The sequence below is a fragment of the Collinsella sp. TF06-26 genome (genome assembly GCF_002232035.1).
In the GTDB taxonomy this organism is placed as follows: domain Bacteria; phylum Actinomycetota; class Coriobacteriia; order Coriobacteriales; family Coriobacteriaceae; genus Collinsella.
Window position 1 is genome coordinate 164,572 of the sequence record NZ_NKXR01000002.1, and the last position, 13,782, is coordinate 178,353.

A 13,782-nucleotide genomic window follows, 5' to 3' on the forward strand; every position below is an offset into this window, starting at 1 on the left:
GGGATCGTGGCAAATAAGCCTCAGCACGCTCAGAACAACCAGCGCAGTCAGCAGGGCAAACAGGGCCAGCAGCAAAAGCGCGGCAGCAAGGCGCAGGGTGGGCACACCACTCATGCTCCAGCAGCGCCCTCACGCCCCTGGCGACCGGGCCGCGACAAGTTCCTCCCCGTCAGCCGCGCCGACATGGATGCGCGTGGCTGGGACCAGTGCGACTTCGTCTATATCTGCGGCGACGCCTATGTGGATCACCCCAGCTTTGGCATGGCCATCATCAGCCGCGTGCTCGATGCGCATGGCTACAAGGTGGGTATCATCTGCCAGCCCGACTGGACCGACCCCGCCAGCATCACGGTGCTCGGCGAGCCGCGCCTGGGCTTTCTCGTCAGCGCCGGCAACATGGACTCCATGGTCAACCACTATTCGGTGACCAAGCACCGCCGCCACACCGACGCCTATACCCCTGGTGGCGAGGAGGGGCGCCGTCCCAATCGTGCCGTCACGGTCTACGGCAACCTCATCCGTCAGACGTTTAAGGATACCCCCATCATCATCGGCGGCATCGAGGCAAGCCTGCGCCGCCTGGCCCACTACGACTACTGGCAGGACAAGCTCAAGCGCTCGGTACTGCTCGACTCGGGCGCCGACATCCTCATCTACGGCATGGGCGAGCACGCGATTGTCGAGATCGCCGACGCGCTCGATGCCGGGCTGCCCGTCGACCAGATTTCTTATATCAACGGCACCGTCTACCGCACCAACTCGCTCGACGAGGTCTACGACTACGACCTGCTGCCCAGCTGGGACGACCTTGCCGCCGACAAGCTCAACTACGCACGCAGCTTTAACGTGCAGCAGCAGAACATGGACCCCATCACCGGTCATCGCCTGGTAGAGCCCTACCCCAACAGCGTCTATGTGGTGCAAAACCCGCCGTCGGCGACGCTCACCACAGACGAGATGGACGAGGTGGCCGAGCTCCCCTACGCACGCGATTGGCATCCCGACTACGACGCAGCGGGCGGCGTGCCGGCCTTTGCCGAGATCAAGTTTTCCATTAGTTCCAACCGCGGCTGTTTTGGCGAGTGCTCGTTTTGCGCCCTCACCTTCCACCAGGGCCGCGTGTTGCAGATGCGCAGCCACGACTCGATCATGCGCGAGGCCGAGCTGCTCACGCGCGATCCCGAGTTTAAGGGCTATATCAACGACGTGGGCGGACCGACGGCAAACTTTAGCCGTCCCGCCTGCGACAAGCAGATCAAGCACGGCGTGTGCAAGAACAAGCGCTGCCTATGGCCGAGCGTGTGCAAGAACATGGTGGTCGACGAAAGCGGCTACACGCAGCTGTTGCGCGATCTGCGCCAGTTGCCGGGCGTCAAAAAGGTCTTCGTCCGCAGCGGCATCCGCTTTGACTACACCATGGCCGACGCCTCGGACGAGTTTTTGCGCGAGCTGTTGGAGCACCATGTCTCGGGCCAGCTACGCGTGGCACCCGAGCACGTGAGCGATGCGGTGCTCTCCGTAATGGGCAAACCGAGCCGCGCCGTCTACGATGCGTTCTGTCGTAAATTTGAACGCTTGAACCGCGAATACGGACTCAAGCAGTACGTGGTGCCGTATCTGATCTCGAGCCACCCCGGCTCGACGATGAAGGAAGCTGTGGACCTTGCCGAGGCCGTGCGCGACATGGGCTACATGCCCGAGCAGGTGCAGGACTTCTACCCCACCCCGTCCACCATGTCGACCTGCATGTACTACACCGGCGTGGACCCACGCACCATGCAGCCGATCTACGTGGCACGCGACCCGCACGAGAAGGCCATGCAGCGTGCGCTCATCCAATACCGCAAGCCCGAGAACTACAAGCTCGTACGCGAGGCACTGGAAAAGGCCGGCCGCCGCGATCTGATTGGCTACACCAAGCATTGCCTGATTCGCCCCGTGCCCCCGCGCCCGGGCGAGACGTCTGCTGGCGGGGGGCATGGCACCGGCAAGAAGGGCGGCAAGGCCCACGGTGGCGTTGGCGGCGCTGGCAAGGGACCCAAAGGCAGCAAGGGTCACGGCGGCATGTCGCGTGCGCAGAACACCGCAGGCCGCAACCGTGCAGCCCAGGGGCGCCAGGGCGCTAACGGAGGCGGACGCCGCAATTAGGGCAGCGATGCGCTCGCTGCGTCCATCCCACACGCTTGGCGCAGCGAGCGCATTGCCTCAACGAGGATGACGCCGGCGATAGCGACCGTGATTGCCACGTCGAGCGGCGTGTTCACAAACCACAACAGGCCCATGAGGTACGACCCGGCGTTAAAGGCAAAATGCAGCAGAATCGTATAGCGAAGCTTTCCGGTCGTAACGAGCACCCAGCCAAAGATGAGGCCGGCGGCGCCCGCGTAGCAACCCTGCACCCAATTCATGTGCATAAAACCGAAGATCGCCGCCTGCAGCACAATCGCCGCGGCGATGCCCCAGGTACTCGGGGCCGCCCAGGGCACTATGGCGCTGTCTTGCGCGTTCGCGCGACGCCGGCGCTTCCAAAGTGGGCGGCACTGCGGATTAAACGCTCGGAGCGAAAACTCAAAAATAATGCCGCGTACCAGCAGCTCTTCGCAAAATGGGGCGCCGAGCACCGTAGTCAGTACGGCGAGATAGCTGGTGTCGCCCATGCCCGTCTCCTCGACAAGCTCGCTGTAGTCGGCCGCAGCATCGGGCAACAGCGACAGCACGGCATCGGTCACGTAGCCAACGACCACCTGCAGGGCCAGGCCAATCACGATAACGCAGGCGATGCGCTTCCATGCCCCACGCGCTCCCCCGCCGAGCGGATGCTCGCTTTGCCGGCGTGCCATAAATGAACGCGGCCAAAGATAACGCCACCACAGCAGCGCCATCAAAAACGATGCCGTCTGCGCGACGGCCTGAAGCAATTGAATGTCGAGGTCATCGATCGAAAAACCCATGAACACCGATGCGACGCCAAGGGCGGAGAACAAAACGACGCTCAGGGCAATATCGGCAGCGACGACGCCAAAACAGGCAAGCGCCCAAATCATCGCATTGAGCATGCCAACCTCCTCAAAACCCGGCACTTAGGGACGTTCCTTAACTGCCGGCAGAAAAGGAACGTCCCCAAGTGCCGGCAGTTTGGGACAGTCATTCTTGATGAGAATCGGGCGCAGTGCCAAAAGCCCCGTTGGGCGAGATGTCGAACGGGAAGGTGCCGCAGCGATTGAACGCAGCGATAAACATGCGGATGGCGTTGGACGGCGTGGTACCCACGAGCTGGGTTGCCGCCGCGAAGGCTGCCTTCTCCTCGGGCAAGACCTTCGCGACTACAGGGGTCATGTGTTCTGCCATGGCGCTTCCTTTTTGAAACGACGGTAGTGCGGATAGATGCGGGCCACGCGGCTGGGCGACGGGCTGTGAAGGCAACCCGATTGGCCCGCATCCGGAGTTTGTTTCTGCGGCGTTGGTATTACTTGGTATTCCTAAGTATTACCCCGCAGATAGAATACCACATCTGCTCCACTCCAAAGGTAGATTTCTACCAAGTTGGTGCATATGAACCTGTCGCCCTTCTCACCAAACGGCAATGCCCCGTCCACGCAAATACGCGAACGGGGCATTGTTCAAATTGTGCCGTCAGTGACTCTTTTGCGCCAGCGGCCTTCTAGCTCTAGCTAAGCTCGGGCCAGTAACCCTTGTTAGCCTCGATCATGTCGTCGAGGACTTCCTTGGCAACCTTCATCGAAGGCACGGTCTTGTTGAGCGTAAAGGCCTTGAGCGCCTTCTCGTACGAACCCTCGATCGTGGCCTCGACCACGAGCTTCTCGGAGTTCAGCTGCTGCATCATAAGACCCTGCTGGAACAGCGGAATGTTGTCGCGGCTGATGACCTCGGGGCCGTTCTTGCCAATGTAGGCAGGCAGCTCGACCATGGCGTCGTAGGGCATGTTGGGGATAGCGCCCTTGTTCTCGCAAATGACCAGGAAGCGCTGCTTGGTGTCGTTCTTCAGAGCGATGGCCAGGTCGGCAATCCAGTCGCCGTGGCTGCCCGCATAGAACGTGCTCTCGTCGATCTCGCCCGTCTTCTCGTAATGGTCGATGCCGTCAAAGAGGTTCTTCTCGCGCGTCTCCTCAACCTCGTTTGCACGAGTGCGCTCGGGGTTGGAATGCTCGACGAACTCCTTCTGCTGCAGGTAGTAGTTCAGGTACGTGTTGGGCAGGTACTCCGGGAAGCACTCCATGATCTCGTACTCGCCCTTCCAGACGTAGTACCAGCTGCCCTTGGTGTGGCGGTTCTGCTCGGGGTGCTCGTCGGTGGCTTCCTCGGGCTTCTTGGACATCAGCGAGCTCATGCCCTTGAGGTACGAATCGGGCAGCAGGATCTCATGCTCCTTGATGTACTCGCGCAGCTGCGGGAGCACCTCCTCGCCCTTGTGGCGAATCGAGGTGAACCAACCAAAGTGGTTGAGGCCAAAGTAATCGTACTCGACATCCTTCTTGTCGATATCGAGTGCGGCGCAAACCACGTCGATGATCGCGATCGGCATGTCGCAGATGTTGATGATGCGAGCGTTGGGACGCAGCACGCGGCAGCCCTCGGAGACGATGGCAGCGGGGTTGGAGTAGTTGAGAATCCAGTAGTCCTTCTTGGCGTACTTCTCAACGTCATCGATCAGCTCGACCATGGGGAAGATGGTGCGCATGCCGTAGGCAAGGCCGCCGCAGCCGCAGGTCTCCTGACCAACGCAGCCGTGACGCAGCGGAATCTTCTCGTCCTGCTCGCGCATGGCATAGCCGCCCACGCGCATCTGGGCAAACACGAAGCTCGCGTCGGTAAAAGCCGTCTCCTTGTCGGTGGTCACCGTGAGCTTGATGTCCAGGCCAAGGTCCTCGTGCAAAATCCAGTCCACGAGCACGCCGATCTTGCGCTGGCGCTCCTCGTTGATGTCGTACAGACGAATCTCGTCAACGTCGAGCTCGTCCTTGCGCAGGGCGATGGACTTGACGATGCCGGGGGTAAAGGTGGATCCGCCACCACACAGAGTAATGATCATTGTTTACTGCTCCTTCTCAATTGCGTTTTCGACCTTGTCGCGCATCTCGGCAACCTTCATGCCAAAGATGATCTGGATATTGTTGCCGTTGCGGTTGATGCCGCTGTTGGGCACGTGGTTGATGAGGCTCTCATCGATGAGGTCCGGGTTCTTAACGTTCACGCGGAGACGCGTAAAGCAGTTCTCGAGCTCCTCGATGTTGTCCTTGCCGCCAAGACCTGCGACCAGGTCGGCAATGCCCGCATCGACGCCCTCTGCGGGAGCCGCGGCAACAGCGCCCTGCTTCACCGCGACAGACGCGGCGGCCTCGCCCTCGGCAACGGACTCGGCGAGCTCGGACTCCTCCTCGCGACCAGGCGTGTGGAGGTTGAGCTTCTTAATGAGGAAGGTAAAGAGGAAGAAGTACAGAGCGGCGTTGACGACTCCGAGCACGAGCATCATCGGCCAGTTGGTCTTATCGACACCGAGGACCAGGTTGGAAACCACGATGTTGATGATGCCGCCTGCAGTCGAAGCGGGCACGGAGAGGACCTTGAGCAGGACCAGGAAGATGCCGGAAAGAACCGAGTGAACGACAAAGAGCACGGGAGCGGCAAAGACAAAGAGGAAGTCCATGGGCTCGGTGACACAGGAGAGCACAGCGGTGATGATCAGCGGGATGATAACGGCCTTGGTCTTATCCTTGTTCCCCTTGTAAGCGGTGAAGATAAAGGCGAGACCGATACCGATGTAGGGCCACAGGTTGTTGAAGGTGTAGCTGTTGAAGTAGGTGCTATCGGAGAAGGGCTGGCCCGTCATTGCCATCTCGGCGACACGGATGGGATAGGCGCCGGCGATAACCTGATCACCCAGCGTAAGGGTGCCGCCCACATCGGAGAACTGGAACGGGGTGTAGATGAGGTGGTGCAGACCGGTGGGAACGAGCAGCTTGTTGAGCATGCCGTAGATAAACAGACCAATGTTGCCCGACTCCTTAATGATGCCGGCAACGGAGGAGATGGCACCCTGAACCGGAGGCCAAACGATGCAGAAGCCAGCGCCCATGATCCAGGAGATGATGATCATGATCAGGAACGGAAAGCGAACGCCCGAGAACATCGAAAGGGCAATGGGGAACTGCTTATTCGAGTACTTGTTGAACACGGCACCGGTGATGCAACCAAGAATGATGCCGCCAAACACGCCGGTATCGAGCACCTGAATGCCCATAACGGTGCTCTGGCCGGTTCCGGTAAGGCCGAGCATGCCGCTCGCTTCGGCAAGAGAGCCAGTGGCGTTGAGCACGATGTTATTGGCCTGCAGGAACAGGAAGAACGACATCAGGGCGATCAGCGAAGCATGGCCCTTGTTCTTCTTTGCCATGGCGCCGGCGATGCCCACGCAGAACAGAATCGAGAGGTTGTTGATGATAAACATCAGCGACTGATAGACAACGGCGCCCACAAGCTGGAACGGACCGGAGCCCAGCACGGGAATCACGGCGCAGATGGTCTTGTTGGTCAGAATGATGCCCACGATGAGCAGAATGCCGGCAACCGAGAGATACATCATCGGCTGAACGATCGACTTCGCGAACACCTCCAACGGCGCTTTGAAATTGAACTTCTTTTTTGCGGTCATAGCGGTACTCCCCTTCCTTTTCCGCAAATTAAGACAGATGTGCCCTGGACAAGGCCATAAGCCCTGCCTTATATCAATCGATGTGTGGGCACGTTATGCCTAGAGACCAGGTTCTCCAAGCAGGTTAACAATGTGATATGCGAGATAACTCTTCTCGGCATCGGTAACGACAACGTTATAGGCAGACGACAAGTGGGCGGCTATGGCGTCCGCGCACGAGAACGCGCACGGATACTTAGTTTCATCGATTCGGAACAGCGCATCGTCATTGATCTGCCCGGCCGCGGGGTCAAGCGCCCGCTGTGCGAAAAACTGCAGGTGGCGGACGAAACGCTCATAGGGCAACGAGGTGTCGTCGAGGGTCGCAGCGTAACGATCGGAAACAATCGCGAGTACGTCGCGAACAAGCTGGACCGAGATGATGAGACGGTCGGAGCGTTGCGGCATGGTGGCGTTGACGATATGCAGCGTAATAAAACCCTGCTCTTCTTCGCTCATCTGGATGCCCATATACTCCTTGACAATCTGCAGCGCACGGCCCGCAAGCGCATACTCCTTGCGATAGAACTGTTGGATCTCGAGCAGCAACGGATTCTCACAGGGGACGCCCTTGCGCTCGCGCTCCAAAGCAAGGCCGATATGGTCTGCGAGAGCAATGAGGATCTTGTCGTTGATATCAACATTGAGCTCTCGACGGAGCATCTGAACAATGTCCTCGGCAATCACGAGGTTGACGGTGGGAATGGACTCCAAAAGATGTGCCAAGCGGTCAATCGTACGCGAATCCTGAGAAGTACCCTCCTGCAGCGCATAGGTCTTTTCGACCGATGTTTCATCGATAGCGTCGCCGGCATGACGGCCAAAGCAGAGACCTCGACCGATGACAATGAGCTCGGAGCCATCGTCCGAAGTGACCATTGCGACGTTATTGTTAAAAACTCGCTTGATAACCACGGTACCCACCACAAGAATTTACTCGGAAAGCCAGACGACAGGCTCTTTAACAGCAACAGGGCCGGAAGCATGCTCACGAAGAGTCGAGTTCTCCGAGCGCTCGCACACGATAACGAAGACCGTAGGATCGAAGCCGGCGGCGCGAACCACGTCGAAATCGACCTCGACGAGGGGCTGGCCCGCGTCGACATGGTCACCCTGGGCAACAAGCGCATGGAAGCCCTTGCCCTCAAGCTTAACAGTATCGATTCCGATATGCAGCATCACCTGAGCAGAGCTGTCGTCGGGCATGATGCCCAGCGCGTGCTCAGTCGGGAACAGCGCCGCGATGGTACCGGAGACAGGAGCGCACACCGTTCCCTCTTGGGGAACCACGGCAACGCCATCGCCCACTGCACGGCTGCTAAAAGCGGGGTCCTTGGTATTTTCTAGATGAACAAGCTCGCCGGAAACAGGGGCGAGGATTTCGAACTCGGAAGCCGCAGTCGTCTGCTTATCCGAGCCACCCATCAGGCGAGAAAAGAAACCCATGGTGGCATGTCCCTTCATAAATATAGCCCAACCAAAATCAATCGAATGCGCCCATTGAGACGCGCGCGATCAAAGACTTTGGTTAGGCCCACGTCCGAGGGGACTCGGTAACCTTCCGCATTTCTTTTTACGGGGGTTATTGTAGACAAGCCCAAAGCCGGAACAATCATTATGACCGGCGAACGGTATTTTTTCTCCGATAAACGGTATTTAGGCAGCACCTAGGGACACTCCTTGTTTGCTGCATTGAGGACAGGTAACTTTGCACCAATCATGAGTTGCGGTGAAATAGGGACTGAAAAGCCGCCCAAAAGGCCAAAACAGTCCGTATTCCACCGCAACTTCAAGACGTTGGTGCAGATTAACCTGACCTCTTTGCACCAAAAAGGGCCCCGAGCATAGTCTGCTCGGGGCCCCTTGGTTCACCTCGCTCTAGCGGGCGATGCGTGTGTTACTTGCGCTTGCCGCCGCCGTCACCGGGGCGACGGGAGCTACCGCCGCGCTTGCCGCCACGATTGTTACCATAGCTGCCACGGTTATCGCGACCGCCGGCACGACCGCCACGGGAACCGGCCTGGTTGCCGCCGCGACCACCACGGTAGCCGCCGCGACGCTCTTCGCGGGTATCGTCGTAGTTGCGCCAGTCATCGCGACGATCGCGGCTGGCACGCGGATCACGGCGATCGCGCGGCTCACCAGAACGACCGGCACCGCTGCGCCCGCCATTGCCGCGAGCACCCTCGCGACGCTCGCCACCGCGGCCACCGCGCTCTTCAAAGCGCTTGCCGCCACGGGACTCACCGCTGCGGGTGCCACGCTCACCACGACCCTCGCCGCCGCGACGCTCGTCACGGCCACCGCGCTCGCCATCGCGACCGGAACGACGACGGTCGCCCGAGCCGCGCTTGCCGCCACGCGAGCCACGGCCCTCGTCCTCGCGCTCAACACGGCGACGACCTCCACGGTCCTCGTCCTCGCGACGGCGGCGATGCGCCTCGCCCTGGAACTGCTTGGCACGACGCTCGGCACGGTTACCGCGCGGGGCCTGCTCGACGGCAGCGGCACCGCCGCGCTCCTCGGCAGCTACCTCGCGGGCCACGCTCTCAACAGCCTCGTCTACGCGAGCCTGAACGCCCTCGCGCACGCGGGTCTTGCCGCCGCGCTTGGGACGGCTCGGACGCTCGCCGTCGCCGCGACGCTCGTCACGACCGCGGTTGGAACGACCGGCCACATCACCGTAATCGTCGCCGTTGCGCTTGCCGTCGCGACGCGCCTGCTCAAGCTTCTTCTTGCTCTTGGACTTGCCTCGCTTGGTCTTCTTCTTCACCTTAAAGGCCGCAGGGTCGCGCTCGGGATCAACCGCGGGTGGATTGGGGCCCACGTGCAGGTCGCCGGCCTCGTAGATGTCGGCGGTCTTGTCCATGAGCTTCTCAATCTCGTAGAACTCATCGACGTCCTGCTCGGTCACAAACGTAATGGCCCAGCCCAGCTCGCCGGCGCGGCCCGTGCGGCCAATGCGGTGGATGTAGTCGGTCGGCTCGGCCGGCACGTCAAAGTTCACGACGTAGCGCACGTCGCTAATGTCGATGCCGCGGGCAAGCACGTCGGTTGCCACCAACACGTCGACGGTACCGTCGCGGAAGGCCGAAAGCGCGCGCTCGCGCTGGGCCTGGCTGCGGTTGCCGTGAATCGCGGCGGCCTTGATGCCCTTACGCTCCAGACGACGGCAGCAGCTGTCGGCGCGATGCTTGGTACGCATAAAGACGATGGTGCGCTCCGGGCCTTCCTTTTTGAGGAACTCGGGCAGCAGGTTGTTCTTGGCCTCGATGGACACCGGGAACACAAACTGGTCGACGGTGTCGGCGGTCGACGTGGCCGGTGCGATCTCCACGCGAGCCGGGTCGCTCACCAGGTCGGTGATCTCGCCCACAGCCTCCTCGTCAAGTGTGGCCGAGAACAGCAGCGTCTGGCGCTCGGCCGGCGTCTCGCGCACAATGCGGCGGACGGCGGGCAAAAAGCCCATGTCGAGCATGCGGTCGGCCTCGTCGAGCACCAGCACCTTGACCTCGTCCAGGTGGCAGGCGCCCTGCTCGATCAGATCGACCAGACGGCCCGGCGTGGCGACTAGGATGTCGCAGCCGTACTTGAGGGCAGCGGTCTGCGGCTTGTAGCTCACGCCGCCCACGACGGTCACGGCGACATGACCGGTGACGTCGGCGATCTTGCTCGCGACCTCGTCGATCTGCTGGGCAAGCTCGCGCGTGGGGGTGATGACGAGCATCACGGGGCCGCGGCCGTTGCCCTCGGGCTTTTTAGCGCCGCGACGGCGGTTGCGGCCGCTGCGCTCGCGCACAGGCTTGGGCGGAGCGATGTGCTCCAGATTGTTCATGGTCGGCAGCAAAAAGGCGGCCGTCTTGCCGGTGCCGGTCTGAGCGGCGGCAAGCAGGTCGCGGCCTTCGAGCACCACGGGGATCGAGCCGGCCTGCACGGGCGTCGGCGCCGTGTAGCCCAGGTTCTCGATAGCACGAAGCATCTCGTCAGAAAGGCCCAGCTCGTCAAAGGCGGGCAGGCTCTCGGTAGCGGACTCGACGGCCTGGGCAGCATTGGCCTCATCGGCGGAATCGAAGGCAGCCTGGGTCATGGCCTCGCGGGTCTCGTCCAGGATCTCGGCGTCGGTGACGTCGGATACAGAATTACGCATATGTTGTTGTTCCTTATCTGCACGCGCAATGGGCACGGCATGCGGCCGCGCGGGCGTGCTTGGTAGTGCGCTAATACATACAAAAACGGGTGCGCACAGAGAGGACGTTGCTCAGCACGCTGGCGATCGCTTTGGCAGCCCTATCACGCGCCGTCCAGACGCAGCGGCCCTAAGCGATGGAGCAGATTCGCCGCGGGTTAGTATACCCGTACTCCGTATGCCCCCACGTAAACCACAGATGACGGAGCGGACGAGGCGGGCCTGGGCCGATTGTCTCAATCTGTAACAGTTACGAGACAAAACCGGGTCTACACGTTACAGATTGAGACGAACTCAAACATCGCAAAACATAATCTCGATCTGTAACAGTTAGAGGTCATTTTCCCCGCTAGATGTTACAGATCGAGATGTTTGACATGAGCTGCCAACGATTGAGCAGCCACCCTCATCTGTAACGAAATGTCATACATTTCTTTCTATACTGGACACCCCCAGGGGGTATGGGTGTATAGTATCGGCAGGTTAACAATTCCAACACCGAACCACGGAAAGGAGAAGCCATGGCTCAAGATAAGTTCGACGTGGGCGGCATGACATGCGCCGCCTGCCAGGCACATGTGGACCGCGCCGTGAGCAAGCTCGACGGCGTCCAAAGTGTCGCGGTCAACCTACTCGCCGGTTCCATGATGGTCGACTACGACCCCGCGCAGGTCTCCCCCGACGATATCTGCACCGCCGTCGACCGCGCGGGCTATTCGGCCTCGCCCGTCAGCACGGGCACCGATGCCGCCAACTCAAACGGCAACGCGCAAGCCAGGTCCGGCGCCGCCCATATGGAGTCGCCGACCAAAAAGCTGGAGGCCGCCGCCTCTGCCATGCGCACCCGCCTCATCGTCTCGATTGCCTTCCTCATTCCGCTGTTCTACATAGGCATGGGACACATGCTCGGCTGGCCGCTGCCCGGCATCTTCACCGACCACATCCACAGCATGACGCTCGCCCTCACCGAGCTTGTCCTGCTCATCCCCATCGTCTATGTCAACGACGCGTACTTTATCAACGGGTTTAAATCGCTCGTTCACGGCGCGCCCACCATGGACGCTCTCATCGCCGTCGGCGCCACCGCTTCCGTCGCCTGGTCGCTCTATGCCATGTTCATCATAGCCGACCAGTTAGCCGCGGGTCAGGTCCACGAGGCCATGATGACGGGCATGGACAATCTGTATTTTGAGAGCGCCGGCACGATCCTGTCGCTCGTCACCGTGGGTAAATACCTCGAGACGCGCAGCAAATCCAAGACCGGCGGCGCGATCGAAGCGCTCATCGACCTGGCGCCCAAGACCGCGACCGTCGTTGCCGATGACGGCAGCGAGGCCACTGTGGACGTCGACGCCATCCTTCCCGGCCAGGTCCTGCGCGTGCGCCCCGGCGAGTCCGTCCCCGTCGATGGCGTGGTGCTCGAGGGCAGCTCGGCCGTGGACGAGAGCGCGCTCACCGGCGAGTCCATCCCCGTGGAAAAAGCCGCCGGCGACACCGTCAACGCCGCCACCGTCAACCGCACCGGATCGTTTACCTTCCGCGCCACACGCGTGGGCGCCGACACGTCGCTCGCCAAGATCATCCAGCTCGTCGAGGACGCCAACGCCACCAAGGCGCCTATCGCCCGCCTGGCCGACAAGGTCGCCGGCGTGTTTGTGCCCGTGGTGTTTGCGATCTCGGCCGTGACCTTTGTGACGTGGATGGCGCTGACCGGCAGCGTGAACGAGGCGCTCACCTCCGCCGTGGCCGTGTTGGTGATCAGCTGCCCGTGCGCGCTGGGCCTGGCCACGCCCGTCGCCATCATGGTGAGCACCGGCAAGGGCGCCGAGATGGGCATTCTGTTTAAGAGCGCCGAGGCGTTGGAGAATCTGCGCAGCGTGGGCACCGTGGTGCTCGATAAGACGGGCACCGTCACCCGCGGCAAGCCGGCCGTGACCGATATTGTGGTTGCCGCGCGCGCCGACGGCTCGCCTGTTATGAGCGAAAAGGCGCTGCTCAAGCTTGCCGCCGCACTAGAGCGCCAGAGTGAGCACCCACTGGCCGAGGCGATTATGGCCGAGTGCGAGACGCGCGGAATCGCCGCACGCATGGTCGAGGACTTTGCCGCCGTGCCCGGGCGAGGCGTCACGGCGCGCGAGGGGCAGAATGTCATCGCAGCCGGCAACGTGCGCTTCATGGGCGAGTTGGGCGCTGCCGTGCCTACGGACCTTGCCGAGCAATTTGCCACCGAGGGCAAAACGCCGCTGTTCTTTGCCAAGAACGGTGAGCTTGTCGGCACCATTGCCGTGGCCGACGAGGTCAAGGAGACGAGTGCTGCTGCCATTGCCGCGCTGCGCTCGCTTGGCGTCGACGTGCGCATGCTCACCGGCGACAACCGCGTGACGGCCGAGGCCATCGCCCGCCGCGTGGGACTGAACAGCAAGGAGGTCATCGCCGACGTTCTGCCCGCCGACAAGGAGCGCCACGTGCGCGAATTGCAGGATGCGGGCGACAAGGTCGCCATGGTGGGCGACGGCATCAACGACTCCCCCGCCCTAGCGCGCGCCGACGTGGGCCTTGCGATCGGCACCGGAGCCGACATCGCCAAGGAGGGGGCAGATGTGGTGCTCATGCGCAGCGACCTCATGGACGTCGCCCGCGCCATCGAACTTTCGCGCGCCACGATCCGCAACATCAAGCAGGACCTGTTCTGGGCGCTGTTCTATAACGGCATCGGCATTCCGCTCGCCGCAGGCGTGTTCTTCCCCCTCACCGGCTGGCAGCTCTCGCCGATGTTTGGCGCCGCGGCCATGAGCCTGTCGAGCGTGTGCGTCGTGTCCAACGCTTTGCGCCTGCGAACCTTTAAGCCCAAGACGGCACGCTGAGGCACCCGACCTTGCCCCTCAAA

The 13,782-nt window shown here is 61.4% G+C and carries 9 protein-coding genes; 2 read left to right on the forward strand and 7 right to left on the reverse strand.

All coding sequences use genetic code 11. The features are described from left to right. Positions 1 to 6: 6 nt before the first annotated feature. On the forward strand, positions 7 to 2,148 hold the full coding sequence (locus tag CHY22_RS02340) for a YgiQ family radical SAM protein (protein WP_233502363.1): 2,142 nt from the start codon (positions 7 to 9) through the stop codon (positions 2,146 to 2,148). Here the strand turns inward: CHY22_RS02340 and CHY22_RS02345 are convergent. The 7 genes from CHY22_RS02345 to CHY22_RS02375 all read right to left on the reverse strand — a co-directional run bounded on the left by CHY22_RS02345 (position 2,145) and on the right by CHY22_RS02375 (position 10,856). Beyond that, the gene (locus CHY22_RS02345; RefSeq protein WP_118449910.1) at positions 2,145 to 3,056 is read right to left on the reverse strand and encodes a type II CAAX endopeptidase family protein; all 912 of its coding nucleotides are present in this window, start codon (positions 3,054 to 3,056) and stop codon (positions 2,145 to 2,147) included. The genes CHY22_RS02340 and CHY22_RS02345 overlap by 4 nt on opposite strands. Before the next feature lie 88 nt (positions 3,057 to 3,144). Continuing rightward, entirely contained in the window at positions 3,145 to 3,348 is a 204-nt protein-coding gene (locus tag CHY22_RS02350) for a hypothetical protein (protein ID WP_089572188.1), read from the reverse strand. A gap of 319 nt (positions 3,349 to 3,667) precedes the next feature. Further along, on the reverse strand, positions 3,668 to 5,050 hold the full coding sequence (locus tag CHY22_RS02355; RefSeq protein ID WP_089572190.1) for a 6-phospho-alpha-glucosidase: 1,383 nt from the start codon (positions 5,048 to 5,050) through the stop codon (positions 3,668 to 3,670). A gap of 3 nt (positions 5,051 to 5,053) precedes the next feature. Next, positions 5,054 to 6,670: a PTS transporter subunit EIIC gene (locus tag CHY22_RS02360; RefSeq protein ID WP_089572192.1), complete on the reverse strand. Its 1,617-nt coding sequence runs from the start codon at positions 6,668 to 6,670 to the stop codon at positions 5,054 to 5,056. A 99-nt stretch (positions 6,671 to 6,769) separates the two neighbouring features. After that, positions 6,770 to 7,624: a PRD domain-containing protein gene (locus CHY22_RS02365; protein ID WP_233502374.1), complete on the reverse strand. Its 855-nt coding sequence runs from the start codon at positions 7,622 to 7,624 to the stop codon at positions 6,770 to 6,772. 18 nt (positions 7,625 to 7,642) lie between these two features. Beyond that, the gene (locus tag CHY22_RS02370) at positions 7,643 to 8,155 is read right to left on the reverse strand and encodes a PTS glucose transporter subunit IIA (RefSeq protein ID WP_158548948.1); all 513 of its coding nucleotides are present in this window, start codon (positions 8,153 to 8,155) and stop codon (positions 7,643 to 7,645) included. Between the two features lie 451 nt (positions 8,156 to 8,606). After that, positions 8,607 to 10,856 carry a DEAD/DEAH box helicase gene (locus tag CHY22_RS02375; protein ID WP_089572197.1) on the reverse strand — a complete coding sequence of 750 codons (2,250 nt, stop codon included), beginning with the start codon at positions 10,854 to 10,856 and terminating at the stop codon, positions 8,607 to 8,609. A gap of 560 nt (positions 10,857 to 11,416) precedes the next feature. Between CHY22_RS02375 and CHY22_RS02380 the strand changes: the two genes are divergently transcribed. After that, a complete protein-coding gene (locus CHY22_RS02380) occupies positions 11,417 to 13,759 on the forward strand; it encodes a heavy metal translocating P-type ATPase (protein ID WP_089572199.1) in 2,343 nt (780 codons plus the stop codon). Positions 13,760 to 13,782 lie beyond the last annotated feature (23 nt).

Bases quoted from the DNA above. Each gene is read 5' to 3' on its own strand.
- CHY22_RS02345 (WP_118449910.1), bottom strand. From the start codon at position 3,056: ATGCTCAATGCGATGATTTGGGCGCTTGCCTGTTTTGGCGTCGTCGCT.
- CHY22_RS02355 (WP_089572190.1), bottom strand. From the start codon at position 5,050: ATGATCATTACTCTGTGTGGTGGCGGATCCACCTTTACCCCCGGCATC.
- CHY22_RS02350 (WP_089572188.1), bottom strand. From the start codon at position 3,348: ATGGCAGAACACATGACCCCTGTAGTCGCGAAGGTCTTGCCCGAGGAG.
- CHY22_RS02370 (WP_158548948.1), bottom strand. From the start codon at position 8,155: ATGGGTTTCTTTTCTCGCCTGATGGGTGGCTCGGATAAGCAGACGACT.
- CHY22_RS02375 (WP_089572197.1), bottom strand. From the start codon at position 10,856: ATGCGTAATTCTGTATCCGACGTCACCGACGCCGAGATCCTGGACGAG.
- CHY22_RS02380 (WP_089572199.1), top strand. From the start codon at position 11,417: ATGGCTCAAGATAAGTTCGACGTGGGCGGCATGACATGCGCCGCCTGC.
- CHY22_RS02360 (WP_089572192.1), bottom strand. From the start codon at position 6,670: ATGACCGCAAAAAAGAAGTTCAATTTCAAAGCGCCGTTGGAGGTGTTC.